The 25,725-nt window shown below is 68.7% G+C and carries 28 protein-coding genes; 9 read left to right on the top strand and 19 right to left on the bottom strand.

The features are described 5' to 3' along the window. Complete coding sequence (gene grxC / locus EIP85_RS05725; RefSeq protein WP_127901208.1) at positions 1 to 258, bottom strand: glutaredoxin 3; 258 nt, start codon at positions 256 to 258, stop codon at positions 1 to 3. A 31-nt stretch (positions 259 to 289) separates the two neighbouring features. Beyond that, a complete protein-coding gene (locus EIP85_RS05720; RefSeq protein WP_127901207.1) occupies positions 290 to 1,006 on the bottom strand; it encodes a double zinc ribbon domain-containing protein in 717 nt (238 codons plus the stop codon). A 29-nt stretch (positions 1,007 to 1,035) separates the two neighbouring features. On the opposite strand from EIP85_RS05720, the gene EIP85_RS05715 reads away from it, so the two are divergent. Continuing rightward, positions 1,036 to 1,872: a methyltransferase domain-containing protein gene (locus EIP85_RS05715; protein WP_127901206.1), complete on the top strand. Its 837-nt coding sequence runs from the start codon at positions 1,036 to 1,038 to the stop codon at positions 1,870 to 1,872. A gap of 60 nt (positions 1,873 to 1,932) precedes the next feature. Beyond that, positions 1,933 to 3,018: a ferrochelatase gene (gene hemH / locus EIP85_RS05710; RefSeq protein WP_127901205.1), complete on the top strand. Its 1,086-nt coding sequence runs from the start codon at positions 1,933 to 1,935 to the stop codon at positions 3,016 to 3,018. A gap of 120 nt (positions 3,019 to 3,138) precedes the next feature. Here the strand turns inward: hemH and EIP85_RS05705 are convergent, their stop codons facing one another. Both EIP85_RS05705 and EIP85_RS05700 read right to left on the bottom strand, forming a co-directional pair. Beyond that, positions 3,139 to 3,330: a hypothetical protein gene (locus EIP85_RS05705; RefSeq protein WP_127901204.1), complete on the bottom strand. Its 192-nt coding sequence runs from the start codon at positions 3,328 to 3,330 to the stop codon at positions 3,139 to 3,141. A gap of 145 nt (positions 3,331 to 3,475) precedes the next feature. After that, on the bottom strand, positions 3,476 to 4,105 hold the full coding sequence (locus EIP85_RS05700) for a L,D-transpeptidase (protein ID WP_127901203.1): 630 nt from the start codon (positions 4,103 to 4,105) through the stop codon (positions 3,476 to 3,478). 168 nt (positions 4,106 to 4,273) lie between these two features. Between EIP85_RS05700 and dalA the strand changes: the two genes are divergently transcribed. Continuing rightward, entirely contained in the window at positions 4,274 to 4,792 is a 519-nt protein-coding gene (dalA, locus tag EIP85_RS05695) for a divisome-associated lipoprotein DalA (protein ID WP_127901202.1), read from the top strand. A 63-nt stretch (positions 4,793 to 4,855) separates the two neighbouring features. On the opposite strand, the gene EIP85_RS05690 is transcribed toward dalA, so the two are convergent. The 7 genes from EIP85_RS05690 to hslO all read right to left on the bottom strand — a co-directional run bounded on the left by EIP85_RS05690 (position 4,856) and on the right by hslO (position 13,138). Then, complete coding sequence (locus EIP85_RS05690; RefSeq protein WP_127901201.1) at positions 4,856 to 5,347, bottom strand: L,D-transpeptidase family protein; 492 nt, start codon at positions 5,345 to 5,347, stop codon at positions 4,856 to 4,858. 65 nt (positions 5,348 to 5,412) lie between these two features. Continuing rightward, a complete protein-coding gene (locus EIP85_RS05685) occupies positions 5,413 to 6,624 on the bottom strand; it encodes a class I SAM-dependent RNA methyltransferase (RefSeq protein ID WP_127901200.1) in 1,212 nt (403 codons plus the stop codon). Then, positions 6,621 to 8,453 carry an ABC transporter ATP-binding protein gene (locus EIP85_RS05680; protein WP_127901199.1) on the bottom strand — a complete coding sequence of 611 codons (1,833 nt, stop codon included), beginning with the start codon at positions 8,451 to 8,453 and terminating at the stop codon, positions 6,621 to 6,623. The genes EIP85_RS05685 and EIP85_RS05680 overlap by 4 nt, the downstream gene beginning before the upstream one ends. Next, the gene (locus EIP85_RS05675) at positions 8,450 to 10,300 is read right to left on the bottom strand and encodes an ABC transporter ATP-binding protein (protein ID WP_127901198.1); all 1,851 of its coding nucleotides are present in this window, start codon (positions 10,298 to 10,300) and stop codon (positions 8,450 to 8,452) included. Before EIP85_RS05675 ends, EIP85_RS05680 begins: the two co-directional genes overlap by 4 nt. Positions 10,301 to 10,387: 87 nt before the next feature. Beyond that, on the bottom strand, positions 10,388 to 11,533 hold the full coding sequence (locus tag EIP85_RS05670; protein WP_127901197.1) for a CCA tRNA nucleotidyltransferase: 1,146 nt from the start codon (positions 11,531 to 11,533) through the stop codon (positions 10,388 to 10,390). Then, positions 11,530 to 12,156 (bottom strand): NUDIX hydrolase, encoded by a 627-nt coding sequence (locus tag EIP85_RS05665; RefSeq protein ID WP_422067203.1) that lies wholly within the window; start codon positions 12,154 to 12,156, stop codon positions 11,530 to 11,532. The genes EIP85_RS05670 and EIP85_RS05665 overlap by 4 nt, the downstream gene beginning before the upstream one ends. Further along, positions 12,143 to 13,138 (bottom strand): Hsp33 family molecular chaperone HslO, encoded by a 996-nt coding sequence (hslO, locus tag EIP85_RS05660; protein WP_127901196.1) that lies wholly within the window; start codon positions 13,136 to 13,138, stop codon positions 12,143 to 12,145. The genes EIP85_RS05665 and hslO overlap by 14 nt, the downstream gene beginning before the upstream one ends. 75 nt (positions 13,139 to 13,213) lie before the next feature. Between hslO and EIP85_RS05655 the strand changes: the two genes are divergently transcribed. Beyond that, the gene (locus EIP85_RS05655) at positions 13,214 to 13,648 is read left to right on the top strand and encodes an NUDIX domain-containing protein (protein ID WP_127901195.1); all 435 of its coding nucleotides are present in this window, start codon (positions 13,214 to 13,216) and stop codon (positions 13,646 to 13,648) included. A 99-nt stretch (positions 13,649 to 13,747) separates the two neighbouring features. On the opposite strand, the gene EIP85_RS05650 is transcribed toward EIP85_RS05655, so the two are convergent. From EIP85_RS05650 to EIP85_RS05620, 7 genes are all read right to left on the bottom strand, one after another. Then, positions 13,748 to 14,224 (bottom strand): RNA pyrophosphohydrolase, encoded by a 477-nt coding sequence (locus EIP85_RS05650; RefSeq protein ID WP_127901194.1) that lies wholly within the window; start codon positions 14,222 to 14,224, stop codon positions 13,748 to 13,750. Between the two features lie 38 nt (positions 14,225 to 14,262). Continuing rightward, positions 14,263 to 15,645, bottom strand: a complete 1,383-nt coding sequence (locus EIP85_RS05645; RefSeq protein WP_127901193.1) for a S41 family peptidase — start codon at positions 15,643 to 15,645, stop codon at positions 14,263 to 14,265. A 9-nt stretch (positions 15,646 to 15,654) separates the two neighbouring features. Beyond that, entirely contained in the window at positions 15,655 to 16,800 is a 1,146-nt protein-coding gene (locus EIP85_RS05640) for a murein hydrolase activator EnvC family protein (protein WP_127901192.1), read from the bottom strand. Further along, positions 16,797 to 18,317 carry a 2,3-bisphosphoglycerate-independent phosphoglycerate mutase gene (gpmI, locus tag EIP85_RS05635; RefSeq protein ID WP_127901191.1) on the bottom strand — a complete coding sequence of 507 codons (1,521 nt, stop codon included), beginning with the start codon at positions 18,315 to 18,317 and terminating at the stop codon, positions 16,797 to 16,799. The genes EIP85_RS05640 and gpmI overlap by 4 nt, the downstream gene beginning before the upstream one ends. A 158-nt stretch (positions 18,318 to 18,475) precedes the next feature. After that, positions 18,476 to 18,946, bottom strand: a complete 471-nt coding sequence (rlmH, locus tag EIP85_RS05630) for a 23S rRNA (pseudouridine(1915)-N(3))-methyltransferase RlmH (RefSeq protein WP_127901190.1) — start codon at positions 18,944 to 18,946, stop codon at positions 18,476 to 18,478. Further along, positions 18,947 to 19,312, bottom strand: coding sequence for a ribosome silencing factor (rsfS, locus tag EIP85_RS05625; protein ID WP_241559903.1), 366 nt, complete (start codon positions 19,310 to 19,312; stop codon positions 18,947 to 18,949). It abuts the gene before it with no gap. A gap of 312 nt (positions 19,313 to 19,624) precedes the next feature. Then, positions 19,625 to 20,143, bottom strand: coding sequence for a hypothetical protein (locus EIP85_RS05620; RefSeq protein ID WP_127901189.1), 519 nt, complete (start codon positions 20,141 to 20,143; stop codon positions 19,625 to 19,627). A 268-nt stretch (positions 20,144 to 20,411) separates the two neighbouring features. Between EIP85_RS05620 and mtgA the strand changes: the two genes are divergently transcribed. The 4 genes from mtgA (at position 20,412) to EIP85_RS05600 (ending at position 23,362) form a co-directional block, all read left to right on the top strand. Further along, a complete protein-coding gene (gene mtgA / locus EIP85_RS05615) occupies positions 20,412 to 21,170 on the top strand; it encodes a monofunctional biosynthetic peptidoglycan transglycosylase (RefSeq protein WP_127901188.1) in 759 nt (252 codons plus the stop codon). 106 nt (positions 21,171 to 21,276) lie between these two features. Next, a complete protein-coding gene (gene fzlA, locus EIP85_RS05610) occupies positions 21,277 to 21,942 on the top strand; it encodes an FtsZ-binding protein FzlA (protein ID WP_127901187.1) in 666 nt (221 codons plus the stop codon). Positions 21,943 to 22,015: 73 nt separating this feature from the next. Continuing rightward, a complete protein-coding gene (queG, locus tag EIP85_RS05605; RefSeq protein WP_241559902.1) occupies positions 22,016 to 23,059 on the top strand; it encodes a tRNA epoxyqueuosine(34) reductase QueG in 1,044 nt (347 codons plus the stop codon). 102 nt (positions 23,060 to 23,161) lie between these two features. After that, positions 23,162 to 23,362, top strand: coding sequence for a hypothetical protein (locus EIP85_RS05600; RefSeq protein WP_127901186.1), 201 nt, complete (start codon positions 23,162 to 23,164; stop codon positions 23,360 to 23,362). 3 nt (positions 23,363 to 23,365) lie between these two features. On the opposite strand, the gene EIP85_RS05595 is transcribed toward EIP85_RS05600, so the two are convergent. Next, positions 23,366 to 24,745 carry a cytochrome P450 gene (locus tag EIP85_RS05595; RefSeq protein WP_241559901.1) on the bottom strand — a complete coding sequence of 460 codons (1,380 nt, stop codon included), beginning with the start codon at positions 24,743 to 24,745 and terminating at the stop codon, positions 23,366 to 23,368. Positions 24,746 to 24,945: 200 nt separating this feature from the next. Here EIP85_RS05595 and EIP85_RS05590 point away from each other — a divergent pair, with 200 nt between their 5' ends. Beyond that, positions 24,946 to 25,635, top strand: a complete 690-nt coding sequence (locus EIP85_RS05590; protein ID WP_206615472.1) for a hypothetical protein — start codon at positions 24,946 to 24,948, stop codon at positions 25,633 to 25,635. The last annotated feature ends 90 nt before the right edge of the window (positions 25,636 to 25,725 follow it).

The following is a 25,725-nucleotide window of genomic DNA, read 5'->3' as shown; positions in this document are numbered from 1 at the left end:
TCAGCTCGCCAGCAGCGGGTCGAGCTTGCCTGCGCGCTCCAGTGCGTAGAGGTCGTCGCAGCCGCCGACATGGGTGCCGCCGATGAAAATCTGCGGCACGGTGTAGCCGCCGTTCGCGCGATCCATCATCACCCGGCGCAGCGCCGGGTCGGCGGCGACGTCATGCTCTGTGAAGGCAGCGCCCTTCTGGTTCAGAAGGCGCTTGGCGGCCTGGCAGAAGCCGCAATAGGGCGTGGTGTAGATCTCGATCGGCTTCATGATGGTCCCCGGATGGCGCGACTATAATGATTTAGGGCTGCTTCGCAACGCGCGCCAGAGCGAGGGTGCTGACCGAGGCGGCCCCCGCGGCGAGGCAGGCCTCTGCCGCGGCGGCGAAGGTCGCGCCGGAGGTCATCACGTCGTCGACCAGCAGGATCGGGCGGTTCCAGAGCCGCGTAGCACGGCCGGGATGGGCGCGGATCGCGCCGGTCAGGTTGGCGAAGCGGCCATCGCGATCTCGCCCGTCCTGGCTGCCGGTATGGCGGAGGCGCTGGAGGAGGTCCGGGCAATGGTCCAGCCCCGCCAGCCGGGCGAAGGCCGCGGAGATCAGCGCCGACTGGTTGTAGCGCCGTTTCAGGAGCCGCAGCCGGTGTAGCGGGACGGGGGCGACCAGCATCTCCGGCACAAGGATCGGCCCGGCGGCGCGCAGGAGCCAGCCCGCGGCGGGGCGTGCGATGTCCTGCCGGTCGGCGTGCTTCAGGGCGAGCACGAGCTTGCGGCCGGTGCCGCCGTAAGCGAAGGCGGCCCGCCCGCGCGCCCAGGGCCGCGCGAGGGTGAGGCAGTCGTCGCAGAAGACCGGTTCCCCCGCCTCCTCCCCCGGCAGCGGCGCGCCGCATTTGTCGCAGACGAGGCCGGTGAGGAACCCGGTTTCGCGCCAGCAGGCGCCGCAGAGGCCGAAATCCGTCGTCACCAGCGTGTCGCAGCCAAGGCAGCGCGGCGGGTAGATCTGCTGCAGCAGGCTTTGCATTTGCCGTCCGCCCCCTTACATCGCTGGCCATGACACCAGAACTCGCCGACCGCCCTGCCCTGCTTCGTGCCCGCCGCCGCGCCCGCCGCGCGCCGGCCGATTTCCTGCACGAAGAGACGGTGACCGACATTCAGGAAAGGCTCGACGAGGTTAACAGGACGTTTACCGCTCCAGCCGTGGTGACGGGGCATCCGGATCTCTGGCGCGCGGCATTTCCGAACGCTGTCGTGGTGGCGGATGACGATCTGCTGGCACTGGAGCCGGGGGCGCATGACCTGGTGATCCACGCGCTCTGCATGCATTGGGCCGCCGATCCGGTGGGCCAGTTGGTTCAGTGCCGCCGGGCGCTGAAGCCCGACGGGCTGTTCTTAGGGGTCCTGTTCGGCGGGCGGAGCCTGTTCGAGCTGCGCGCCGCGCTGGCGGAGGCGGAGGTGGCAGTCACCGGCGGGCTTTCCCCCCGGATCCTGCCGATGGGCGAGATCCGCGACCTCGGCGGGCTGCTGCAGCGGGCGGGCTTCGCGCTGCCGGTGGCGGATTCCTTCATCCGCAAGGTCAGCTACCGCGACACGCTCCACCTGATGCGCGACCTGCGTGCGATGGGCGAGGGCAACGCGCTTGCCGGGCGCCGCCGCGCCTTCACCCGCCGCGCGCTTTTCGCCGAGGCGGAGGCGATCTACCGCGAGGCCTTCGGAACGGAGGACGGGCGCATTCCGGCAACGTTCGAGACGATTTTCCTGACCGGCTGGGCGCCTCATGAGAGCCAGCAGAAGCCCTTGAAGCCCGGTTCGGCCGCCGCGCGGCTGGCCGATGCGCTGAAGACGGACGAGCGCAAGCTGGACGATCCGCCGCGCGGGCCCGCGGATTGACCTGAGATCAAAACACTCTAAGCCGGGATCTGACGCCCGAGTTTAGAACGGATCGAAATCATGCCGGACAATCCAAAGGCGCTGACGCCATCCCTTCGGCCCGGCGAGGGGCGGCTTGCCCATGCTCCGGCCGACCATCCGCCGGTGAAGCCCGCCAAGGTGGGGGTGCTGATCTCCAACCTCGGCACGCCCGACAGCCCCGACTACTGGCCGATGCGGCGGTATCTGAGCGAGTTCCTGTCCGACCAGCGGGTGATCGACTATCCGCGCTGGAAGTGGCAGCCGCTCCTGCAGCTGATCATCCTGTCGAAGCGGCCGTTCAGCTCCGGGGCGAATTACCGCAAGATCTGGAACGAAGAGCGCGGCGAAAGCCCGCTGATGACGATCACCCGCGATCAGACGCGGGCCCTGTCCGAGGCGCTCGCCGCCCGCTATGGCGACTGTGTGATGGTTGATTTCTGCATGCGCTACGGCAATCCCTCGACCGCGTCGAAGGTGCGGGAGATGGTCGCGGCGGGGGTGGAGAAGCTGCTGTTCTTCCCGCTTTACCCGCATTACGCGGGGGCGACATCGGCCACCGCGAACGATGCGGTGTTCCGTGCGCTGATGGCGGAAAAGCGGCAGCCGGCGCTGAGGACGGTGCCCGAATATTTCGACCATCCCGCCTATATCGAGGCGCTGGCAGGATCGGTGGAGGCCGCCTGGGCGAAGCTCGAGCGCAAGCCCGACATGCTGCTGGCCTCCTACCACGGGATGCCGAAGCGCTACCTGATGGCGGGCGACCCCTACCATTGCCAGTGCCAGAAGACGACGCGGCTCCTGCGGGAGCGGCTGGGCTGGGCGGAGAGGGCTATCCAGACCACCTTCCAGTCGGTCTTCGGGCCCGAGGAATGGCTGCAGCCCTACACCGTCAAGCATGTGGCGGAGCTGGCGCGGGCGGGCAAGAAGCGGATCGCGGTCATCGCGCCGGCGTTCTCGGCCGATTGCATCGAGACGCTGGAGGAAATCCAGGGCGAGATCCAGGAAGCCTTCCTGCATGCCGGCGGCGAGGAGTTCACCTATATCCCCTGCCTGAACGATGCCCCCGCCCATATCGCCGCGCTGAGCCAGGTGATCGAGGCGAATCTGGCGGGCTGGCTCGACTGAGCCGGCCGGGCCGCCGTTCCCCCTTGCCCCGGAATGCGAAAGGGCCGGCAGAGCCGGCCCTTTCGAGATTCATCACAGGCGGGCAGGCAAGCCGCCGCCTGTTTGCTCTCAAGAGAGAGATTAGTTCTTCGAAGCGACCGCCGCGACGACGACGGCGAGAAGAACCAGCGGAACCACGATCGGGCTGGACGACGAGGTCTTCTTCGCCGTTTGCACCATGACGGGCTTTTCCATGACCGGCGGCTTCAGGTTGCCGGCGAAAGCGCTGGACGCGGCGAGCGAGATCGCGGCGGCAAGAGCAATTTTCTTCATAGTGAACCTCCAGAGTTCGCCCCAGGCCGAAGATTTCAGAGGTCGGCGGGGACCAGACTGTACCTCGTAGGCATTTTTCAACCATCAGCCGCGACGGAATGCAACGGAACTTCCCTGCGACATCCGTAGGATGGCCTCAGTGTCGTCAAATAAGCAACACCTGAGTACCAACTTTCGTGAGATTGAAGAGCTGCTCGATGTCCTCGTTATAGAGGCCGATGCAGCCGTTGGACGAGCGCCGCCCGATCTTCCGCGTGTCTTGGGTGCCGTGAATCCGGTAATACTGCCACGACAGGTAGAGCGCCCTTGTGCCAAGCGGATTTTCCGGGCCGGGGGGAATATAATCGGGCCAGCTCGGGTCGCGCAGCTTCATCGCGGGCGTCGGCCGCCAGGACGGGTTCTTAACCTTGCGCACGACCCGGGTGCGGCCCTTGCGGGTGAGGTCCGGGCTCATCGGCACCGAGGTGGGATAGAGCTTGTAGATGGTCTGATCTTCCGACCAGAAGTGCAGGGCGCGCGAGGTCGTATCAACCAGGATGACCCCATTGTGCGTGTTTGCGAAATAATCCTGCCAGCGTTTCGCTGTGAAGCTGGAGATGTTGTGGCGAACCGAGTTCTGCTCGCTCACCTTTGGATCCATCTCTGTCGAGGTCCGTTCCATGTTCAGCTCGCCGGCCGTCTGGCCGTAGGCCGGTAGCGCTGCCGCGCCGAGAGCCGCTGCTGTTGTGCCCAGGAACAGGCGACGATTGAGTTCACCCTTGGTCCGGTCGGCCATGCTTCCCTCCATCGGTCGATCCATCGATCACGCAGGGTTGTACGCCCGCACCGCGTGCGCCGCAATTCAAACAGGCGTCAAACTGCCGTGCTGACCGTATCGTTGCGTTTGAACAGCGCCCGCCGAGAGGGTATGGACGATGCGAACACGCAACCGGGTGGACCCGATATGAAACCTCTTCTCGTCCTGATGCTTTCCGCGATGCTGGCGCTGGCTGGCTGCGCTGGAAGCGGATCCGATACGGTGCAATACGGCCCCGACGGCAAGCCCTTGCCGAAGGTTTACTGGATCCATCCGAACGACGTGTCCAAGGTGACCTACCGCATGCTCGACGGCATCAATGCCGAGCGCAAGCACGCCGGCGAGGCACCGCTGACGCTGAATTCGGACCTGACCGCCGCCGCCGCGACTCATTCGCGCGACATGTCTGTGCAGAACCGGCCCTGGCACTTCGGCTCCGACGGCTCCTCGCCGATCGACCGGGTGAAGCGGACCGGCTATCCGGGCAACTTCCTGGGCGAGGACATCTCGGAAACCTACGAGACCGAGCTGACCACGCTCGCCGCCTGGATGGGCCGGAAGGACACCCGCGACGTGATCCTGAACCCGAAGGCCACCAATGTCGGCTTCGCCTGGTACCAGGAGAACAACGGCAAGATCTGGTGGACGCTGGTTACTGGCGACTGATCGTCCGGGACCGGACTAACGCATGGGGGGCGTTCGGCCAAAGCCGGCCGCCCCTCTTTTGCATCAGGGCATGATGAAGATCGGGGTTCCGTCCTTCACCATCGCGTAGACGTCGCGCATGTCCCTGTTCGGGATGGCGATGCAGCCCGCCGTCCAGTCCGTGATGTTCGTCCGCCGCCCGCGCTGGCCGTGGATGAAGATGTCTCCACCCGGGGACTGGCCCATGGCGCGGGCGACCTCCACATCATGCGGATTGGGGTAGGAGATCCCGAGCGACAGGTAGAAGGCGCTCTCGGGGTTGCGGCGGTTGATGTAATAGAGGCCCTCGGGCGTCTTCTCGTCGCCCTCGACCTCCTTCGGACCCACGGGATCGCCGCCGAGGCTGACGTGATAGGCCTTCAGCACCTCGTTGTCATGCAGGAGGTAGAGCACCCGCTCCGACTTGTAGACCTGAAGCTGTGTCACCTCCGGGCCGTTGTAGGTTTCGAACTTGCTGCTGCAGGCCGAGAGGCCCAGGGCAAGGCCGATTGCGAGCCCGATCCGCGCGATGGTCATGCCTGCCTGTCCCTTTGGCGGGTTTTGCCAGAGTGTACCCGATTCAGGGCGGATTTGCCTAGCGTTCAAAGGCTGAAACAGGCCGCGATCTCGATATGCGGGGACCAGCGGAACTGGTCGACGACCTGCACCCAGTCGAGGCTGTAGCCCGCCCCGGTGAGGATCCGCGCGTCGCGGGCGAAACTGACCGGATTGCAGGAGATTGCGGCGATCCGCGGCACCCGGGCGCGGGCGATCTCGGCCATCTGGGCCTCGGCCCCGGCGCGGGGCGGGTCAATCAGAACCGCGTCGAAGCGCTTCAGCTCCTCTGGCAGGAGCGGACGGCGGAAAAGGTCGCGCGCCTCGGTCGTCACCCGTTTCAGGCCGGGCGCCGCGCGCCAGCCGCGGTCGAGCGCAGCGAGCATGGCGGCGTCGGCCTCTACCGCGTGAAGCTCTGCCTTAGCCGCCAGCGCCAGGGTGAAGGTGCCGCAGCCGGCGAAGAGATCGGCGATCTGGCGGGCCTCGCCAACCGCCTCTGTAGCGGCGGCCAGAAGCGCCGCCTTGCCCTCGGCGGTGGCCTGCAGGAAGGCGCCGGGCGGCGGGATCACCCTGGCCGCGCCGAAGGCCTGGGCGGGGGGCAAGCGCTGGGCCACCGTCTCGCCCTCCCAGCTGAGCCGGGCGAGGCCGTGAGCCTCGGCCAGCCCGGCGAGCGTGGCGCGCAGCGGGCCGTCGAGCGGCTTGCCGCCGGAGACGGCGAGGTCGGGCCCGGCCTCCGACCGGGTGAGGACCAGCGTCAGTTCGCCCTTGCGGGAAGCGCCGGCGGCGGTGATCGCCTCCAGTCCCGGCAGGGCGGCGAGGAGGTCTGGGTGCAAGAGCTCGCAGCCCGGCACCGCCGTGATGGTGCCTGAGGCGCGGCCATGAAAGCCCACGACGGTGGCCTTCTTGGTGCGTCGGCCCGAGAGCGCCGCACGGCGGCGGGTGCGGGGCGGCGAGGTCAGAATGGGCCGAAACAGGGTCGAAAGATCCTGCGCGGCAAGGGCCTGGCGTACCACATCGACCTTCCAGCCGGCGACGAAGCTGTCGGAGGCATGCTGCAGCGCACAGCCGCCGCACTGGGTGTAATGCGGGCAGGGCGGCTTCACCCGGTCGGGCGAGGGGGTGAAGATGCGCGGGGCGGCGAGGCTGGTGCCTTCGGCCTCGCCCTCAACCTCCTCCCCCGGAAGGGTGCGGGGCACGTAGACGGGGCCCGGCCCGATCCCGTCGCCGAGATGGCCCAGGCGTTCGATCGTCAGCCTCACTCGGCCGCCTCCTCGGTTCCGATGAAGCCGCCGGACTGCCGGTTCCAGTAGCGCCAGTAGAGGCCGCGGCGGGCGAGGAGGGCGTCATGGGATCCCTCCTCCACGATGCGGCCCGAATCGAGAACCACGATGCGGTCCATCTCTGCGATGGTCGACAGGCGGTGGGCGATGGCGAGCACGGTCTTGCCCTCCATCACCCGGGCCAGGGCGAGCTGGATCTGGGCCTCGACCTCCGAATCGAGGGCCGAGGTCGCCTCGTCCAGAACCAGGATCGGCGCGTCCTTCAGGAAGGCGCGGGCGAGCGCGATGCGCTGGCGCTGGCCGCCGGAGAGCTTCACCCCGCGTTCGCCGAGGTAGGCGTCGTAGCCGCGCCGGCCCATGTGGTCGACGAGGTCGAGGATGAACTCGTGCGCCTCGGCCCGCTTGGCGGCGGCGACCATCTCCTCCTCCTTGGCGTCGGGGCGGCCGTAGAGGATATTGTCCCGCGCCGAGCGGTTGAACATGGCGGTTTCCTGCGTGACCATCGCGACCTGGCGGCGCAGGCTTTCCTGCGTGACGTCACGCACGTCATGGCCGTCGATCAGGATATGGCCGGCCTCGGCGTCGTAGAGGCGCAGGAGAATCGCGACGAGGGTGGACTTGCCTGCCCCCGAGGCGCCGACGATGCCGAGCTTTTCGCCCGGGTGGATCGTCAGGTTCACGTCGTCGATCCCGCCGGAGCGGCGGCCGTAGGCGAAGCTGAGATGATCGAAGGTAATCTCGCCCCTCACCCGGTCGAGGGTCTTGGCGCCCGGCCGGTCGGTGAGGGTGTGCGGCGGGGTCAGGGTGTTCATCCCGTCCTCGCATTCCCCGATGGAGCCATAGGCGTTCATCAGGGACATCGAGACCCAGCCGGTCATCTGCGCAATGCGGATGGCGATGGCGCCGGCGGCGGCGATGTCGCCCGGCGTCGCCGCGCCCGTGGACCAGAGCCAGATCGTGCCGCCGACGAGAAGCACCGGAAGCACGCCCGCCAGCGTCATCAGCAGGTAGCGGAACCAGGTGGAGACGATGCCGAAATCCACCGCCCGCTCGCGGAAGCCCGCCATGGCGGATAGCGCGTTGCGGTCCTCGTGCTCGGCATGGGCGAAGAGCTTGACGGTCTTGATGTTGGTGATCGTGTCGACGACCTGGCCGGTGACCATGGCGCGGGCCGAGGCGCGGGCGGCGGAACGGCCGCGGACGCGGGGGATGAACCAGCGGATAAGCCCGAGATAGGCGACCAGCCACACCGCGAGCGCCAGCGCCACGCGCCCGTCGATCGCCAGCAGAAAGAGGCCCGAGCCCACCAGCGAGGACAGCGCGAAGGTCACGACGTTGATCGATTCGGTCGCGACATCCGTGGCGGCGCGGGCGGTCTGCATCTGCTTCTGGGCGATGCGGCCGGCGAAGTCGTTGTCGAAGAAGGTCACCGCCTGGCCCATCGTCCAGCGATGGAGCCGCGAGAGCACCAGCGGCATCAGGTTCGGCCCGAGCGTGAGCGAGGTCGTCGCGGTCGAAAGCCCGAAGACCACCGGGCGGATCACCAGGTAGAAGACCGCGAAAAGGACCAGCATCGGCCATTCGTGCTGGAAGACATGCGCCTGCCCCGCCTTCAGCGCGGTGTCGATCACGGTGCCGAGCAGCATCGCCGCCAGCACGTCGAGCACGCCGGCCGCGGCCGAGATGATCGCCGCCCAGATCAGCGCCGGCCAGGCGCCGGAAAAGCACCACAGAAAGAACGCCCCGAGCGTGCGGGGTGGCGGGCCGTCAGCCGGGCGGAAGGCGTCGATCCAGGTCGCAAAGCTCATTCGGCGGCCTCCTCTGCCGGTTCGGTGCCCAGGAACCCGCCGGATTGCCGGTTCCAGAGCCGGGCGTAGAGCCCGCCACGGGCCAGAAGCTCTGCATGGGTGCCTTCCTCGGCGACGCGGCCGTCATCCAGCACCACGATCCGGTCCATATGCGCGATCGTCGACAGGCGGTGGGCGATGGCGATCACCGTCTTGCCCTCCATCAGCCCGTAGAGCGTGTCCTGGATCGCGGCCTCGATCTCGCTGTCGAGCGCGGAGGTCGCCTCGTCCAGCACCAGAATCGGCGCGTCCTTCAGGATGACACGGGCGAGCGCGATGCGCTGGCGCTGGCCGCCGGAAAGCTTCACCCCGCGTTCGCCGACGCGCGCATCGTAGCCGGTGCGGCCCTCGGCATCCTGCAGATCGGGGATGAAATCCGCCGCCGCGCGTTCGGCGGCCGCCGCCACCTCCGCTTCGCTGGCCTCGGGCCGGCCGTAGAGGATGTTTTCGCGTACCGAACGGTGGAGGAGCGAGCTGTCCTGCTGCACCATGCCGATGTTGCGGCGGAGGCTTTCCTGCGTGACCGATGCGATGTCCTGGCCGTCGATCAGGATCTGGCCGGCCTCGGTGTCGTAGAACCGCAGAAGCAGCTTCACCAGGGTCGATTTCCCCGCGCCGGAGCGGCCGACGAGGCCGATCTTCTCGCCCGGCTGCACCGTCAGCGAGACGCCGTCGAGCCCGCCGGAGCCGCGGCCGTAATGGTGGCGGACCTCGCGGATGTCGATCCGGCCCTGCGTCAGCGCGAGCGGCTTCGCGTCCGGCTTGTCGACCAGCGTGACCGGGGCCGTGATCGTCTCCATCCCCTCGGAGACGATGCCGAGGGCCTGCACCAGCGCGGTGGTGGCCCACATGATCCAGTAGGTCATGTTGTTGAGCCTGAGCACCAGCGCGGTGGCGGCGGCGACCATGCCGACGCTGGCCGCTCCCTGGAACCAGAGCGCCAGCGCCCAGCCGGTGACCGATACGATCAACGCGCCGTTCAGCACGGTCAGCATGATGTCCATTCTCGAGATGATGCGCATCTCGGTCCGGATCTTGTCGCGCGCCTGCTCGATCACCTCGCGGGCATAGCCGATCTCGGTGTCGTGGTGGGCGAAGAGCTTCACCGAATGGATGTTGGTGTAGGCGTCGACCACCCGGCCGAGGACGGCAGAGCGGGCATCGGATGCGGCCTTGGACGCCGGACCCGCGCGCCGTAGCGTCCAGCGGATCAGCGCGAGGTAGAGCACCAGCCAGATGACGAGCGGCAGCACCAGCCGGGGATCGGTGCCCGAAAGAACGACGCCGGAGCCGATCAGCATCGTCACCGCGAAGGCGACGGCGTCGAAAAGGTGGAAGACGACGTCGCTCGTCGCCATCGGCGTCTGCGTGATGCGGTTGGCGATGCGGCCGGCGAAATCGTTCTCGAACCAGCCGATCGACTGGCGCAGCACGTGGCGGTGCGCCCGCCAGCGCACCAGCGCGCCGAGGTTCGGCAGGATCGCGTTATGGATCAGCATGGTGCTGACCGCGCCGAGGGCCGGACGCACGAGAAGCACCAGCGCCGCGGCGAACAGGAGTTCTCCGCCATGCTGCTGCCAGACCGTGGCCGGCGTGCCGTGATCGAGGAAGTCGACGATCCGGCCGATGTACCAGATCAGGGACAGCTCCACCGCGCCGACCAGAACCGAGGTGAATCCGGTCAGCGCGAAGACGCGGCGGAAGGGTCGTGTATAGTCACGCAGAAAGGGCCAGAGGCGCCGCGGCGGCGCGTCCAGCTCGGGGTATGCCACGTAGGGGTCGACGAGACGTTCGAAAAAACGGATCAACAGGGCCTCATCACGCAATGACCGGGATATAGGCTCGTTCGGCGCGAAGGGAAACTGCTCTTACGATGTTCGGGTGCCGGGGCGGGCCTAGTCCAGCAGTTCGTCCCGGCCGAGACGGAAGCCGGAGGCTATCCAGCGCGCCTCGATCTCGGCCAGCCGCTGGCCGAGCGCCGGCCCGGAAAGTGCCGGCATCAGGTCCGCCGCCCGAACCGGGAAGACGGCAGCGGCGCCTTCGGCCACCGCGTCGCGCCAGCCGTCGGGCAGCGGCGCACCGGTCAGCGCCGCGCGGCAGAGGAGGATGTCGCCCGCCACCTCGGCCCCGTAGCGGTAGCCGAGTTCGGCGGCAGGTCGGAGCGATCCGATCTCCTCGCGCAGGGTCGCGAGCGCCCGCGTGTCGGCGCGCGACAGCCGCAGCCCCTCGCCCGCCGCCGGCCCGGCGAGAAGCGCAAGGCGGCGAAGCCAGCGGGGCGTCATGCCGTCTTCCAGATGCACCAGCACCGCCAGCGGCGCCGGGTCGGCGCCCGGCAGGACATGGGCGAGAACGCCTGTCCGTCCCATCGACGCAAGGGCCGGTGCCGGATCGGGGGCCGAAAGAAGCTTGCGCATCTCGGCACCCACACGTTCCCTCGACAGGCTCTCTATCCCGTCCGAAAGCTCGGCGCAGGCGGCGAGGCCGTCCGGGTCGAAACCGGCCTCGGGGTCGGCATACCAGGCGTGGAACCGGAAGAATCGCAGGATGCGAAGGTAGTCCTCCGCGATCCGGGCCCGGGCCTCGCCGACGAAGCGCAGGCGGCGGGCGGTGAGATCGGTCAGCCCGGTGCCGAGCGGATCGACCACCTCCCCCCCAGGCGTGGCGTAGAGCGCGTTCATGGTGAAATCGCGCCGCGCCGCATCCTCGGCCACGTCGGTGGAGAAGGCGACGGTTGCGTGGCGGCCGAAGGTCTCCACGTCGCGGCGGAAGGTGGTGACCTCATGGGCGTGCCCGGCGGAGACCACGGTGACGGTGCCATGCTCGATCCCGGTCGGGACGGCCTTCAGCCCCGCGGCCTGGGCCAGCTGCAGGACGGCCTCCGGCCGCGCGTCGGTGGCGATGTCGATATCGGTCACGGCCATGCCAAGAAGCGCGTTGCGGACGCACCCGCCGACGAAGAGCGCACGATGCCCGCCGCCCTCGAGCATGGCGCAGACGGCCTGCGTCTCGGCCCGCGCGAGCCAGTCGGCGGCAAGCCTCATTGCGCCATCCTCTGCGCCAGCCCGTAGAGGATCCGCGCCGTGGCGCCCCAGATGTAATAGGGGCCGTAGGGGACGATGTAATAGCTTCGCCATTCGCCCCGCCAGCGCCGCCGCTCTACCCGGAAGCGGCCGGGATCGGCGAGATGGGCGAAGGGGACGGCGAAGACCTCGTCCACCTCTCCGGGTTGCGGCACCGGGGTGAAGCTGCCCGTCACGCGGCCAAGGATGGGGGTGACGCGGAAATTCGTCACCGTCTCATGCGCGGGCAGCCGGCCGAGGAGGGTGACGCGGGCCGGGTCGAGGCCGATCTCCTCCTGCGCCTCGCGCAGCGCGCCGGACTCGGGGTCCGGGTCCTCGGGTTCGAGCTTGCCGCCGGGAAAGGCGATCTGGCCGGGGTGGTGCTTCAGCCGGGAGGAGCGCTTGGTCAGGATCACCTCCGCCCCCTCGCCGGTGACGAGGAAGGGGACCAGCACCGCGGCGGGGCGCAGAACCCGGCCCGGTGGCAGCGCCGCGCCGGGGTTCAGGTCGAAATCCGACGATGCGCCAGCCGTCCGGTCGAGCGCCCGCAGCACCGGGGCCAGCGGGTCGAGGGCGGCAGGCCCGGGCCGGTCAGCCGGCCGCACCGGTGCCGCCCTTCGCCTCGCGGCCGAGGCTTGCCGGATCGAACTCGTAATGCGCACCGCAGAACTGGCAATCTGCGGTAACGATGCCTTCGGGCGTTGTCATGTCCGCGATCTCGTCAGCCGAATAGATCGACAGGCTCCGGCGCACCTTGTCGGCCGAGCAGGAGCAGCCGAAGGTGACCGGTTGCGGGTCGAAGACACGCGGCCCTTCCTCGTTGAAGAGACGCACCAGGAGGTCGGTCGACTGCACGGACGGGCCGATGAGTTCCTCGGATTCCACGGTGTCGAGCAGCAGGTTGGCACGGTGCCAGTCCTCCTGCTCGTCGCCGTCCAGAATGTCGGTCGCGGCCAGCAGCCCGCCGTCGCCGCTGCCGCCGCCGCTGGCGTGGGGCGAGGCCTTGGGCATGAGCTGGATCATGATCCCGCCGCCGCGCCAGGCCTGCGACCCATCTTCCCCGGCCGGGCCGAAGGAGAGCGCGAAGCGGGTCGGAAGCTGCTCGGACTGGGCGAAATAGGTCTCGGCACAGGCCGAAAGCGAGTCGCCGGAGATCGGCGTGATCCCCTGGTAGGGCACCATGCCGCGGCCCTGGTCGATGACGATTGCGAAATAGCCCTCGCCCAGCAGCGAGAAGGGATCGGCGTCGGGGTCGAGTGCGGCCTCGTCAAAATGCGCATAGGCGCGGACCTGCGCCGGGTTCCCGCCCTCGCTCGGGGCGTAGTAGTCGGTCGCGACCATCTGCACCGGGCCGGTGCCGCGGATCTGTAGCGAAAGCCGCCAGCGCAGCTTGATGGTCTGGCCGATCAGCGCGGTCAGAAGCGCAGCCTCCGCCACCAGCGCAGAGATCGGGGCGGGATAGGCGTGCTGGGAGAGCATCCGCTCCAGTGCGCCGTCAAGCCGCACCACCCGGCCGCGGATATTGGCGCGGTCGAGCTGGAACGGCAGGACGGTATCGTCCCAGGCGATGATAGATCCGATGGTCACGGGGTTTCCTTGGAGAGCCGGTCTTGGCATACCGCAGCCATATAGTCAGGGCAACCGGGCGACCAAGGGGGCGGCATGATCCGGCGATACGGCGAGGCGGTGCGGCACGGCAAGATCTATCGGCGCCGTGCCGGGGTTTACGCGGTGCTGCGCGAGGGCGATTCGCTGCTCGTCACCCACCAGGCGTCCCCGGTGCCGGAGTTCCAGCTTCCGGGCGGCGGCATCGATCCGGGCGAATCGCCGCTGCAGGCGCTCCACCGCGAGGTCTACGAGGAGACCGGCTGGCGCGTCGCGCCGATCCGCCGCCTCGGTGCCTTCCGCCGCTTCACATACATGCCGGACTACGGCTTCTGGGCAGAGAAGCTATGCACGCTCTACCTCGCCCGTCCGGTGCGCCCGCTCGGGCCGCCGGCGGAGGCGGGGCACAGCGCGGTCTGGATGTCGATTGAGGTGGCGGCGCGGGAGCTTGGCAGCGCGGGCGACCGCGCCTTCGTCCGGGCTCTGCTCTGAGCGGCGGGGCCGGGGGGCCTCCGGCAGGAATATCTGGACCAAGGCGAAAGCCCGGGGGCCTGCTTTTCTTCTTGGGAAGAATACTCCCTTCGGCGGCCTTCAGGCGAGCCAGGGCCGGAAGGCCGCGATCACCTCGGAATAGAGCGCGCGCTTGAAGGGGACGATGGAGGCCAGCATCTCCTCCGCGCCGATCCAGCGCCAGTCGGAGAATTCGGGGTGTTCCGTCGCGATGTTCACGTCGGCGTCCCGGCCGAGGAAACGGTAGAGGAACCAGCGCTGCTCCTGCCCGCGGTAGCGGCCCTTCCAGACTTTGCCGAGAAGCTCCATCGGCAGGTCGTAGCGGATCCAGCCGGGCGCCTCGGCCAGCGGTTCGACCAGCGAAGCGGTCACGCCGGTCTCTTCCCAGAGCTCGCGCAGGGCGGCATCCGCCGGGGCCTCGCCCGCGTCGATGCCACCCTGGGGCATCTGCCAGGCCGGGGCGTCGGTGTCGCGGCGGCGGCCGGCGAAGATCAGCCCCTCGGGGTTGATCAGCACCACGCCGGCGCCGCGGCGGTAGGGAAGATCACTCGCTGTCATGCGACACTACGGACCGGGACGTGCCCGGTCCGCCCTTCTCAGTTCTTGGCCGGCGCGGCAGCGGCCGGGGCGGGTGCCCCGCCCCCCAGCGCGGCGCGTTCCTTGTCGACCACGGAGAGGCCGCGCAGAATGTCGATCGCATAGGCGAGCTGGAAGTCCTTGTCGCGCAGCTTGGCGGCCTCGGCGGCGGCCTTCTGCTCTTCCAGGTATTGCTTCTTCTCGCCCTTGGTCATCGAGTCATTCGTCAGGATGTTCTTCAGATCGGCTTCCGAAGTCGGCTGGTTGCTCTGCTCGTCGGCCGGAAGCGGCTTGGCCGATTCCTGCGGCACGACGATGTCGGGCGAGATGCCGAGCGCCTGGATCGAGCGCCCCGAGGGCGTATAGTAGCGCGCCGTGGTCAGACGCATCGCGCCCTCGCCCTTGATCGGGATGATCGTCTGCACCGAGCCCTTGCCGAAGCTCTTGGTGCCGATGACGATGGCGCGGTGATGGTCCTGCAGCGCGCCGGTGACGATCTCTGCCGCCGAGGCAGTGCCGCCGTTGATCAGCACCACCATCGGCTTGCCGTCGATCAGGTCGCCCGCGGTGGCATTCCAGCGTTCGCCGTCTTCCGCGTGCCGGCCGCGGGTGGAGACGATCTCGCCCTTGTTGAGGAACGCGTCGGAGACCTTGATCGCCTGGGTCAGCAGCCCGCCGGGGTTGTTGCGCAGGTCGAGCACCACGCCATTGATCTTGTCCAGCCCGCCGGCCTCGTCCTCGGCCTTCTTCAGGCCGGAGACCAGATCGGGGTAGGTCTGGTCGTTGAAGGTCGTCAGCCGCAGCACCGCGGTATGGCCCTCGAGATAGCCCTTGCCCGCGGTCAGCTTGATCGTGTCGCGGGTCAGCTTCAGGTCGATCGGGTCCTTCACGTCCTTGCGGACAATTTCCAGCTTGATCTCGGAGCCGACCGGGCCGCGCATCAGTTCCACCGCCTGGTCGAGGGTCAGGCCCATGACCGACTTGCCGTCGACCTTCACGATGTAATCGCCCGGCTTCACCCCGGCCTTGGCGGCGGGGGTTCCGTCGATCGGCGAGACGACCTTGATATAGCCCTGGTCCATGGTGACCTCGATGCCGAGGCCGCCGAACTCGCCGCGGGTCTGCACCTGCATCGCGGCGTATTCCTTGGCGTCCATGTAGCTCGAATGCGGGTCGAGCGAGGTCAGCATGCCGTTGATCGCGGCCTCAACCAGCTTCTTGGCGCTGACCGGCTCGACATATTGCGCGCGGATCCGTTCGAAGACCGTGCCGAAAAGATCAAGCTGCTGGTAGACGGTAGAATTGTCCTTCGTGGTCTGCGCCAGCAAGGGCCCGGCGACCTGGGTGGTCACCACGATCCCGGCGAGCGTCCCGCCCACGGCGGCCATCACGAATTTCTTCATCGCGTCGTCCTATTCCTTTGCCTTGGCGAACCAGTCCTCCGGATTGACCGGCGTGGCACCCTGCCTGAGTTCCATATAAAGCGTTTCCGTCGCCCCGGCGCCACCGCCATCTTTGGTGCTCGCCATGAACTCCTTCGGATCCGCGTCCTTTCCGCCCATGAGACCGACAGGCGTGCCGGCCGTTATGATGTCGCCCACATTGCCATATACCTGATCGAGGCCGGCAAGGATGATCAGATAGCCGCCGCCCGGCTCGAGAATCATCACATTTCCGTAGTCGAGGAGCGGACCGCGGTAACGGATCGTCGCATCCCAGGGTGCGGTGACGAGTGCGCGGGGCCGGGTGGCGATGACCACGCCGGGGCGCACGATGCCCGCCGCATCGGCCTGCCCGGCATGGCGCAGGATGGTGCCCTGGACCGGCCAGGGCAACGTGCCCTTGGCTGAGGAAAAGGTCCGTGTCGGGTTTGCCTGGGCCATCCTGCGGTCGGACAGCGCATCAGCGAAATCGCCGAGCGTCTTGACGCCGGAGGCCAGCATGGCGAGGTCGGAGGGGCTTTCGGTGAAATTCTTCGGCAGGTTCTTGCGGTCCGACACCGCCTGGCTGAGGTCGACCCGTGCCGCCTCCACCGCCTTGAGCCCGGCCTTGAGCGCCTGCGCCGCCGCCTCTTGCGAGGCCCGCAGCGCCGCCACCTCGGCGAGCTGCTTGCGCAGCCCCTCGGCCTCGGCCTGAAGGCCGGGCGTCACGTCCGAGACCAGCATGCCGGCGCGCACGGTGCCGAGCGGCCCGTCCGGGTTCAGAAGCGAGATCGGGCCGGGCGAGCGGCCGATGGCACTGAGCACCCCGAGCAATTGCGAGATCCGCTGCCGCTTGGAGGCGAACTCGGCCCTGAGTGCGTCCTCGCGGAAGGTAACTCGGCGCAGTCCGGCGCGCAGCGCGGACAGGCCGGATTCATAGGCCACGATCGTTGTCGTCAGCGCCTTCACGCGGTCGGTCGCGCCCTCGGCCTTCTGCATGGCCGCAATCGAGGCCTGCAGCGCGGCCGCCGCCGCACGGGCCTGGGCCACGGCGTCTTCGGCCGCAGCGGCCGGCCCGGCCGCGAGCAGGGCCAGCGCCAGGACCGGCGCGAGGATCGGGACGCGGCGGGGCGTCATCTGTCGATCAGGCTCTTTCCGGTCATCTCTTCCGGTGGGGCAATCTGCATCAGGTCCAGCAGGCTCGGCGCGAGATCGGCCAGCCGGCCCTCGTGCAGCTTCGCCCCCTCGGGGCCACCGACCAGGATCACCGGCACCGGGTTGGTGGTGTGCGAGGTGTGCGGGCCGCCGGTCACGGGATCGACCATCACCTCGCAATTGCCATGGTCGGCGGTGACGATCATCGCGCCGCCTTCCTGATGCAGCGCCTCCGTGACGCGGGCGAGGCCCAGGTCGACCGCCTCGCAGGCGGCGATGGCGGCCTTCAGGCTGCCGGTATGGCCAACCATGTCGGGGTTGGCGTAGTTGATCACGATCAGGTCGAAGCGCTCGTGGATCGCGGCGACGAGATGGTCGGTCACCTCGACCGAGGACATCTCTGGCTGCATGTCATAGGTCGCGACCTTGGGCGAGGCGGCCATGTAGCGCTCCTCGCCGGTCTCGGGCTCCTCCTTGCCGCCGTTCAGGAAGAAGGTGACATGGGGGTATTTCTCGGTCTCTGCGATGTGGAACTGGCGCAGGCCCTTGCCGGCCACCCATTCGGCGAGCGTGTTGGTGACCACCTGCTTGGGGTAGGCGGTGGTCATGAATTCGTTGTGGGTGGTGGAATAATCCACCATTCCAAGGAGTTTCGCCCATTTCGGCCGGGGGCCGGTGTCGAACCTGTCGAAGCCGGGCTGGCCGATGGCCAGCAGGATTTCCCGCGCGCGGTCGGCCCGGAAGTTCAGGCAGAAGAAGCCGTCGCCATCCTTCGCGCCGGCGTAGCCCTCGATCACGGTGGGGGTGATGAACTCGTCGGTCTCGTCGCGGTCATAGGCGGCCTGCACGGCGGAGGCGGCGTCGGGCGCGGTCGGCCCCTCGGCCTTGACCATGGCGTTGTAGGCCTTCTCCTCGCGATCCCAGCGGTTATCGCGGTCCATGGCGAAATAGCGGCCGACGACGGTGCCGATGCGGGCGCCATCAGGCAGGCTGTCGGCGAGGTCCTGGACGAAGCCCTTGCCCGAGGTCGGCGCCACGTCGCGCCCGTCGGTGATGGCGTGGACGGTGACCGGGACGCCGGCGCCGGCGATGATCTCGATCGCGCGGATCAGGTGGCGGATGTGGCCATGCACCCCGCCGTCGGAGGCGACGCCCATCAGATGCGCGGTGCCGCCGCTTTCCTTCAGCGCGTCGATGAACGCGTTGAGGGCGTCGTTCTTCTCGAAGGAGCCCTCTTCGATCGCCTTGTCGATGAGGCCGAGATCCATCCAGACGATGCGGCCCGCGCCGATGTTCATGTGGCCGACCTCGGAGTTGCCCATCTGCCCGTCCGGCAGGCCGACGTCGCGGCCGGAGGTGTGCAGGATCGCATGCGGGCAGGTCTCCATCAGCCGGTCGAAGGTCGGCGTCCTGGCGAGATAGGGCGCGTTGGCGGATGTGTCCGGGCTGAGGCCCCAGCCGTCGAGAATGCAGAGAACGACGGGCTTCGGTGCAGGCATGGGAGGCTCCTCTCGCGGGTCCGGCCCGTTCTACGCCGAGGCCAAGCGGGGGGCAACCGCGGGGCGGGACGGGTCACGCAGGATTTTGCGGCGCTACCGGGGGCATTCCGCCCCCCTCCTGTCCCCGAATATCGCCGCGGCAGGCGGGATATCTGCCGTCAGGCGCGGTGGTAGGGGCTGCCCGCAAGGATCGTGGCGGCGCGGTAGAGCTGTTCGGTCAGCATCACCCGGGCCAGCAGATGCGGCCAGACCATCCGGCCGAAGGAGATCGCGAAATCCGCGCCCTGCCGCAGCTCCGGCGCCAGCCCGTCGGCGCCGCCGATCAGGAAGGCCACGTCCTGCCGGCCGGCATCGCGCCAGCGGCCGAGCTGATCGGCAAAATCAGGCGATTTCAGGGACTTGCCGCGTTCATCGAGGAGGCAGGTCAGGGCGCCGGAGGGGACTGCCCGCGCCAGAAGCGCGGCTTCCGCCTCCATCCCGCCGCCCTTCTTGTCCTCGACCTCGGCGAGGATCGCCGGGCCAAGGCCCAAGGGCCGCCCGGTCCGGTCGAACCGGGTTAGGTAGTCCTGTACCAACTCCCGCTCCGGGCCGGCGCGGAGCCGGCCGACGGCGCAGATATGGACGCGCATTCAGTTCCGCGCGGCCTGCGCGGTGGGCATCCACATCTTTTCGAGCTGATAGAACTCGCGCACTTCCGGACGGAACACGTGAACGATCACGTCGCCCGCGTCGATCAGCACCCAGTCGCCCGTGGCCTTGCCCTCGATCTTGCAGGCAAGCCCGGCGTCCTGCTTCAGGCGGTCGGCCAGCTTCTCGGCGATGGCCGTGACCTGCCGCGAGGAGCGGCCGGAGCAGACGACCATGTAATCGGCGACGTCCGAGCGACCGCGCAGGTCGATCGTCACAACGTCTTCTGCCTTGTCATCGTCGAGGGAGGCGAGGATGCGATCCAGAAGCTCCTTGGCGGAGATCGCGATGCGCGGCGCCGTCGTCATCGGCGCCCTCGTTGCAGCGTCTGTGCCCGCTGCCGGCATGAGTTGAGACAGGACATCGTCCTCCACATGCGCGCCGACTGTACCCCGGCGCTGGGTGATCAAAACGTAACATCGGCCCAGTGAAATCTCAATGACACGCGGGGCGCAGGTTAACAAAGTATTTCAATTGCGTGGCGGTGCTGCCGACTTTTACGGGCGGATCGGGCGCAAGCCCCTAAAAATGCTCGGAAAACCGAATACCGCTAAAGCACCGCTTCTGCACCGCTTTGACACCGTATCGCACCGCCGATCCGGCACCGGCTTGGTGCGGGCCTATTTCGGGCAATCCGCCACGGGAGCACCGCCGAGATAGGCCGCGAGCGTGGTCCCCGCGGGCAGCAGCACCAGCCGCGGCGCGCCCGGCGCGGGCTGGATCGAGAGCGCCATCGCGCCCGAGGTCGCGGCCCCGGGGTCGCTTCGGCAGGGGGTGAAGGCGACGTCAATCTGTGCCGCTGTGGCGATCTTTGCCGCGCGCCAGGCCGCCACCCGGGTTTCGAGCCCGGCGAATTGCGAGCCCGCGGGATCGGCAAGCGCGAAGACCCGCGCCGCGCCGTCGCGGCCTGCCGCCCGGAGCGCGTCGGCCGAAAGCGCGGCCTCCTGCGTTCTGGGATTGGTCGCGGTGACGGTGAGCTGGGCGCTGCCCGCCTCGATCTCGAAGCCCGGGGGCAGAGTGATTGTGACCCGCAGCTCGGCTGGTTTGGCGGCTAGCGGATCGCTGATCCGGTAGGCCTGAGCCGCGGCGGGAAGCAGCATCGCGGCGAGGCAGGCGCTCAGAAGCGGGCGGGCGGTCATCGGTCCAGTCGTCCTTGCTCCATCGGCGCTCCATCGGCGCGTTCCCCGGCCAGTGGCGACCGATGCGCGGAAAGTCGCGCATTTCTCCATGAAACCGTCATAAAGCGCAAGGTGCCGGGCGTGTTGCGGGCGCGCTCGGGCCCCATGCGTGGCGCTTGGGACTCAGATTGCCCGCCTGGCCCGCCGGTCTGGTGCCGGGGAGGGGCTTGGGTTAGGTCTGACGGACGGTCGGGACGGTCGGGTAAAACGTGGGGCGAGACGGCGGGGCATGGCGCAGAAGGGCTCGGGCGGACGGGGCAAGGCGAAGAAGGGCGGGCGCAAGGCGGAGGCCACGCGCGGCGCGCGGCTGCGCGCGCTCTGGCGGCCGGTCCGCTGGTGGCTGCTGCGCGCGCTGGCGGTCGTGGCCGGGATCTTCGTCGCGCTGATCGTCCTTTTCCGCTTCGTGAACCCGCCGACGACGCCCTACATCTTCTCCGAAAGCCTGCGGCTGGGCCATGTCGAGCGGCGCTGGACGCCGCTCAAGGAGTTCTCGCCGGTGATGGCGCGGTCGGTCGTCGCGGCGGAGGATGCCAATTTCTGCGAGCACTGGGGATTCGACATTGCCGCGATCCGGGCCGCCGCAGAGGCGGGGGCGGAGCGGGGCGGGTCGACCATCGATCAGCAGGTGGTCAAGAACGTCTTCCTCTGGCAGGGCCACAGCTGGCCGCGCAAGGCGCTGGAGGCGCTTCTGACGCCGGTGATGGAGATCTTCTGGTCGAAGCGGCGGATCCTCGAGGTCTATCTCAACGTGGCCGAGACCGGCGACGGCGCCTTCGGCTTCACCGCCGGGGCTGCGCGGGCCTTCCGGGTGGAACCGGGCAAGATCACCCCGGAACAGGCGGCGCTGCTGGCTGCGGTGCTGCCCGACCCCAAGGGGCGGGATGCCGCGCATCCCACCGCCTACCTTCGCAAGCGCGCGAGAGAGATCGCCGATGGCGCGGCGACGATCGAGGCCGACGGGCGCGCACGCTGCTTCGAGCGGAAGTGATCGGCATGTGCCGGCCAGCCTTCCCGCCTGCGGCACCGACGAGGATTGAATTTGGCCCCTCGCCGGGGCATTCAGGGAGAACCCCAACCGCCGGACAAGCATTTCGATGAACCGTCTCTACCATTTCGCCCTGTCTCCCTTCTGCCGCAAGGTTCGCCTGACGCTCGCCGAGAAGAGGATCGAGGTCGAACTGGTCGAGGAGCGCTACTGGGAGCAGCAGCCCGAATTCCTGCGCCGCAACCCGGCCGGCAAGGTGCCCGTGCTGCGGCTCGAGGGCCGGATGCATCCGGAGAGCCAGGCGATCTGCGAGCTGCTGGAGGAGAAATATCCCGACCCGCCGCTGATGCCGAAGCGGGCCGAGGAGCGTTACGAGGTGCGCCGCCTCTGCGCCTGGTTCGACGACAAGTTCCATGCCGAGGTGACGGCGAACCTGCTTTACGAGCGGGTCCACAAGAAGGTGCAGGGCGCCGGCTACCCGGATTCGCGGAACGTCAAGACCGGCGCGGCGCGGATCAAGTATCACCTCGACTACATGGCCTGGCTGCTGGACCAGCGCCGGTGGCTGGCGGGCGATGCGATGACGCTGGCGGATTTCGCGGCGGCGGCGCAGCTCAGCTGCCTCGACTACATCTCGGATGTCGACTGGAACCGCAGCCAGGTGGTGAAGGACTGGTACGCCAAGATCAAGTCGCGCCCGGCCTTCCGGACGCTGCTGGTCGACCAGGTGCCGGGCTTCCCGCAGCCGGCGCATTATTCGGATCTGGATTTCTGAGGGCGCGGGCGGGGGCCTGTCTGCCCCCCGCACCCCCCGAGGATATTTCTGGACAGAAAAAGAAGGAGGAGGCGTGGAGCCTTCCATCCTGAAAGGGCGGCTGGAGACGCGGGCGCGGGAAGAGGGGTTCTCGGGCTTCGGGATCTGCCGGCCGGGGGCGATCCCGGAAGCGGCGGGGCGGCTTGAGGCCTTCGTGGCCGCGGGCCTGCATGGCCAGATGGGCTGGATGGCGGAGCGGATGGCCTGGCGCGGCGATCCCGCGGCGCTCTGGCCCGAGGCGCGGTCGGTCATCATGCTGGCGGAGAGCTACGGGCCGGAGACGGATCCGCTGGCGGTGCTGGAGCGGCCGGAGAGGGGTGGCATCAGCGTCTATGCCCGGGGCAGGGATTACCACGACCTCGTCAAGAAGCGGCTCAAGCGGCTGGGCCGCTGGCTGATCGCCGAGGCGGAACGGGCGGGGCAGCCCTGCGAGATCAAGGTTTTCGTCGATACCGCGCCGGTGATGGAGAAGCCCCTGGCGCAGGCGGCCGGGCTGGGCTGGCAGGGCAAGCACACGAACCTCGTCTCGCGCGCGCTGGGCAGCTGGTTCTTCCTCGGCGCGATCTTCACCACGCTGGAGCTGCCGGTGGACAGCGCGGAGACGGATCACTGCGGGTCCTGCCGGGCCTGCCTCGACATCTGCCCGACGCGGGCCTTTCCGGCGCCCTACCGGCTCGACGCGCGGCGGTGCATCTCCTACCTGACGATCGAGCACAAGGGGCCGGTGGCGGAGGAGCTGAGGCCGCTTCTGGGCAACCGGATCTATGGCTGCGACGACTGCCTTGCCGTCTGCCCGTGGAACAAGTTCGCGGCCGCGGCGCATGAGGCGGGCTATGCCGACCGGGTGGGCGAGCCGGAGCTGGCAGAGCTGGCCGGGCTTGACGATGCGGCGTTCCGGGCGCGCTTCTCCGGCAGTCCGATCAAGCGGATCGGGCGGGACAGGTTTCTGCGCAACGTGCTTTACGCCATCGGCAACAGCGGCGACGCGGGCCTGCGGGCGGCGGCGGAGGCGCATCTGGGCGATCCCGATCCGGTGGTGGCGGAGGCCGCGCGCTGGGCCGCCGGGAGGCTCGGCTGAGCCGGGCGGGGGCTCGCCGATCCCGATGATCTGATCGATTCCCCGCCCCGGAGACCGCCCATCCGTGCTAGACTGGCCCCTCAGAGAGACGGGAGGAACGCCATGAGCAAGCATCTCATCGACCGGCCGCGCGGCGGCGAGGGGGACCGTGTGAAGCCCTATCTCGAGATCGAGCGCAGCGTGGGCGGACCCGGAGCACGCGAGAAGGCGCTGCACCGGGGGGCCTCGACCGGGCGCGACCCGGGTCAGCGGATGCGGGAATTCCTGCGGATCGAGCGCGCGCAGAGGGCGGAGGCGGAATAGGCCTCAGGCCCGCTCCACGCCCAGCCAGACGCCGCCTTCGGGGCGCAGCGTCAGGATCAGCACGGGCTTCGGATCGCGGCCCGCCACGCGGGCGAAGCGGAAGCGCGCCAGCAGCGTGGCGAGGATGATCACCGCCTCCTGCACCGCGAAGGAGGCGCCGATGCAGATCCGGGGCCCGTCGCCGAAGGGAAGGTAGGCGAAGCGGTCTATCCCCTCGCGCCCGGCGAAACGCTCCGGGTCGAAGCGGTGCGGGTCATCCCAGAGCAACGTGTTGCGGTGGAGCGCGTAGATCGGCAGCATCACCGTGTCGCCGGGGCGGACCTCTCGTCCGCAGAGCCGGTCGGACTTCAGCGCCGTGCGCGACAGGAAGGCCGCGGGCGGGTAAAGCCGCAGGGCCTCGTCGATAACCTGACGGATATAGGGCAGGCGGGGGATGTCCGCGGCCGTGGCGGCGCGGTCGCCGAGGACCGCCTGCGCCTCGGCCCGGGCGCGGTCCTGCACCGAAGGGTCGAAGGCGCAGAGATAGAGCGACCAGGCCAGCGTCAGCGCCGTCGTCTCATGCCCCGCGACGATGAAGGTCAGCAGGTTGTCGCGAAGCTCGGTCGTCGACATCCGACGCCCCGTCTTCGGGTCCTCGCCGTCAAGGAGGAGGTCCAGCAGGTCCGGCACCGGCTGCGGCCCGCTGCCGCGCCGCGCCTCGATCGCGGCATCGGCCACCTCCTTCATCTCGGTCATCGCCGAGGTGGCGAAGAGGCGCTTGAAGCGCGGGATCCAGGCCGGCGCGCCGATCACGTCGAGCAGCGAGACCTTGGCGGTATCGGCGATATAGGCGTTGATCGCGCGATGCGTCGCCTCGCGGTCGAAGGCCTTGCCGCCGGACAGGGTGACATCGGCGATGACCTCGAAGGTGGCGGCGACCATCTCGTCGAAGAGATTGGCGGCGCGGCCGGCCTGGGCCGCGATGCGGTCGGAGGCGCGCTCTGCCGCCGCCGTCATGACCGGGGCGAGGTTCGCGATGTTGCGATGGGTGAAGACCGGGGCCGCGACCCGGCGCTGCCAGTGCCAGTGCGCCCCCTCGGCAACGAAGAGGCTGTCGCCGATCGCGGGGCGCAGGATCATCTTGGTGACGTCGGACTTGGGGTAGGTCTCCACCGCGTCCTTCAGGATGTGGCGGTTGGACTCCGGGTCCATGACCATGTGCCAGCGCTTGCCGGTGCGGCCGGATACGATGGGGACATGGGTGGCGATCTCGGGGATCAGCTCCAGCACATTGCGGCGCGCGTTGCGGAAGGAGCCGAGGATGCCGAGCGGCTCGGTCACCAGCGGCACCCGGACGGGGTACTCCGCGCCGCCCGTCGCAGCGGCTGTCTGCACCATCGCCATATGGGGACCCCTTCTGCCTTTTAGCGGATATAGGCGGGGCGTCCGGTGCGGGCAACGCGGGCGGGTGGACCGTGCGGGCGCGCGGTCCACGATCCCGCGGGACATTTCGGCCAGACTGCAGGCGAGCGGGGGCTTGCGATTGCCCCCCGGGCGGGGCTGGGGTAAGTCTGCGCGGACCCGGAGGGAGAGCGAAAGAGCCGATGACGTCCCGCATGTTCCGCCCGACCATCGCCGCGCTTCTTCTGGCGCTGACCGCCGCCTGTGCGCCCAAGGATGATCTCAACAAGCCGCCGCCGCCGCTGGGGCGGTTCCTTCTGGGCGTCCATGCAGTGATCGACGACAATATGGAGAAGAGCCCGATCTCGCGCACCGCGACCGAGCAGGAGTGGAAGGACGCGCTGAACAAGGCGATGGTCGACCGCTTCGGGCGCTATGACGGCGACACCTACTATGATTTCGCGATCACGGTGGAAGGCTATGCGCTGGCCCCGCCGGGCATTCCGATCCTGCTGTCGCCGAAATCGGTGCTGGTGATCCAGGTTCTGGTTTTCTACGACGCCAAGCAGGAGATGCTGAACCCCGTGCCGAAGCGGTTCATCGTCTTCGAGGGGACGAGTCCGCAGACGATCATCGGCTCGGGCCTGACCCGCACCAAGGCCGAGCAGATGAAGGTGCTCAGCTACAACGCGGTGAAGGACATCGAGGGCTGGCTGCTGAAGCATCCCGAGTGGTTCCCCGCGACCGGCGAGCCGGTGCCGGAACCGAAGCCCCCGGCGGGCAAGACGTCGGCCAAGACGGGGGACAAGGGGGCGGATGCGGCGGCCAAGCCGGGCGCAGCGGCCTCCGCGAAAGCCGTGGTCCCGGCCGCGACCCCGGCCTTGACGAAGTGACGCTTGATTTTCCCGGGGGCCTTCGCTAAGTCGCGCCCCGTGTTTTCAATGGGCCGGCCCCGGCCCCGATCTCTATGAGGCGCTGCAATC

The organism is Solirhodobacter olei, from assembly GCF_004010155.1.
In the GTDB taxonomy this organism is placed as follows: Bacteria; Pseudomonadota; Alphaproteobacteria; order Rhodobacterales; family Rhodobacteraceae; genus Solirhodobacter; species Solirhodobacter olei.
The sequence above is the reverse complement of the archived record's forward strand: the minus strand, read 5'-3'. Positions and strand labels throughout refer to the sequence as shown.

Excerpts from the sequence above, each read along its gene's own strand:
- grxC (WP_127901208.1), bottom strand. The coding sequence starts at position 258 with ATGAAGCCGATCGAGATCTACACCACGCCCTATTGCGGCTTCTGCCAG.
- EIP85_RS05720 (WP_127901207.1), bottom strand. The coding sequence starts at position 1,006 with ATGCAAAGCCTGCTGCAGCAGATCTACCCGCCGCGCTGCCTTGGCTGC.
- EIP85_RS05715 (WP_127901206.1), top strand. The coding sequence starts at position 1,036 with ATGACACCAGAACTCGCCGACCGCCCTGCCCTGCTTCGTGCCCGCCGC.
- hemH (WP_127901205.1), top strand. The coding sequence starts at position 1,933 with ATGCCGGACAATCCAAAGGCGCTGACGCCATCCCTTCGGCCCGGCGAG.
- EIP85_RS05705 (WP_127901204.1), bottom strand. The coding sequence starts at position 3,330 with ATGAAGAAAATTGCTCTTGCCGCCGCGATCTCGCTCGCCGCGTCCAGC.
- EIP85_RS05700 (WP_127901203.1), bottom strand. The coding sequence starts at position 4,105 with ATGGCCGACCGGACCAAGGGTGAACTCAATCGTCGCCTGTTCCTGGGC.
- dalA (WP_127901202.1), top strand. The coding sequence starts at position 4,274 with ATGAAACCTCTTCTCGTCCTGATGCTTTCCGCGATGCTGGCGCTGGCT.
- EIP85_RS05690 (WP_127901201.1), bottom strand. The coding sequence starts at position 5,347 with ATGACCATCGCGCGGATCGGGCTCGCAATCGGCCTTGCCCTGGGCCTC.
- EIP85_RS05680 (WP_127901199.1), bottom strand. The coding sequence starts at position 8,453 with ATGAGCTTTGCGACCTGGATCGACGCCTTCCGCCCGGCTGACGGCCCG.
- EIP85_RS05670 (WP_127901197.1), bottom strand. The coding sequence starts at position 11,533 with ATGAGGCTTGCCGCCGACTGGCTCGCGCGGGCCGAGACGCAGGCCGTC.
- EIP85_RS05655 (WP_127901195.1), top strand. The coding sequence starts at position 13,214 with ATGATCCGGCGATACGGCGAGGCGGTGCGGCACGGCAAGATCTATCGG.
- EIP85_RS05650 (WP_127901194.1), bottom strand. The coding sequence starts at position 14,224 with ATGACAGCGAGTGATCTTCCCTACCGCCGCGGCGCCGGCGTGGTGCTG.
- EIP85_RS05645 (WP_127901193.1), bottom strand. The coding sequence starts at position 15,645 with ATGAAGAAATTCGTGATGGCCGCCGTGGGCGGGACGCTCGCCGGGATC.
- EIP85_RS05640 (WP_127901192.1), bottom strand. The coding sequence starts at position 16,800 with ATGACGCCCCGCCGCGTCCCGATCCTCGCGCCGGTCCTGGCGCTGGCC.
- gpmI (WP_127901191.1), bottom strand. The coding sequence starts at position 18,317 with ATGCCTGCACCGAAGCCCGTCGTTCTCTGCATTCTCGACGGCTGGGGC.
- rlmH (WP_127901190.1), bottom strand. The coding sequence starts at position 18,946 with ATGCGCGTCCATATCTGCGCCGTCGGCCGGCTCCGCGCCGGCCCGGAG.
- rsfS (WP_241559903.1), bottom strand. The coding sequence starts at position 19,312 with ATGACGACGGCGCCGCGCATCGCGATCTCCGCCAAGGAGCTTCTGGAT.
- EIP85_RS05620 (WP_127901189.1), bottom strand. The coding sequence starts at position 20,143 with ATGACCGCCCGCCCGCTTCTGAGCGCCTGCCTCGCCGCGATGCTGCTT.
- mtgA (WP_127901188.1), top strand. The coding sequence starts at position 20,412 with ATGGCGCAGAAGGGCTCGGGCGGACGGGGCAAGGCGAAGAAGGGCGGG.
- fzlA (WP_127901187.1), top strand. The coding sequence starts at position 21,277 with ATGAACCGTCTCTACCATTTCGCCCTGTCTCCCTTCTGCCGCAAGGTT.
- EIP85_RS05600 (WP_127901186.1), top strand. The coding sequence starts at position 23,162 with ATGAGCAAGCATCTCATCGACCGGCCGCGCGGCGGCGAGGGGGACCGT.
- EIP85_RS05595 (WP_241559901.1), bottom strand. The coding sequence starts at position 24,745 with ATGGCGATGGTGCAGACAGCCGCTGCGACGGGCGGCGCGGAGTACCCC.
- EIP85_RS05590 (WP_206615472.1), top strand. The coding sequence starts at position 24,946 with ATGACGTCCCGCATGTTCCGCCCGACCATCGCCGCGCTTCTTCTGGCG.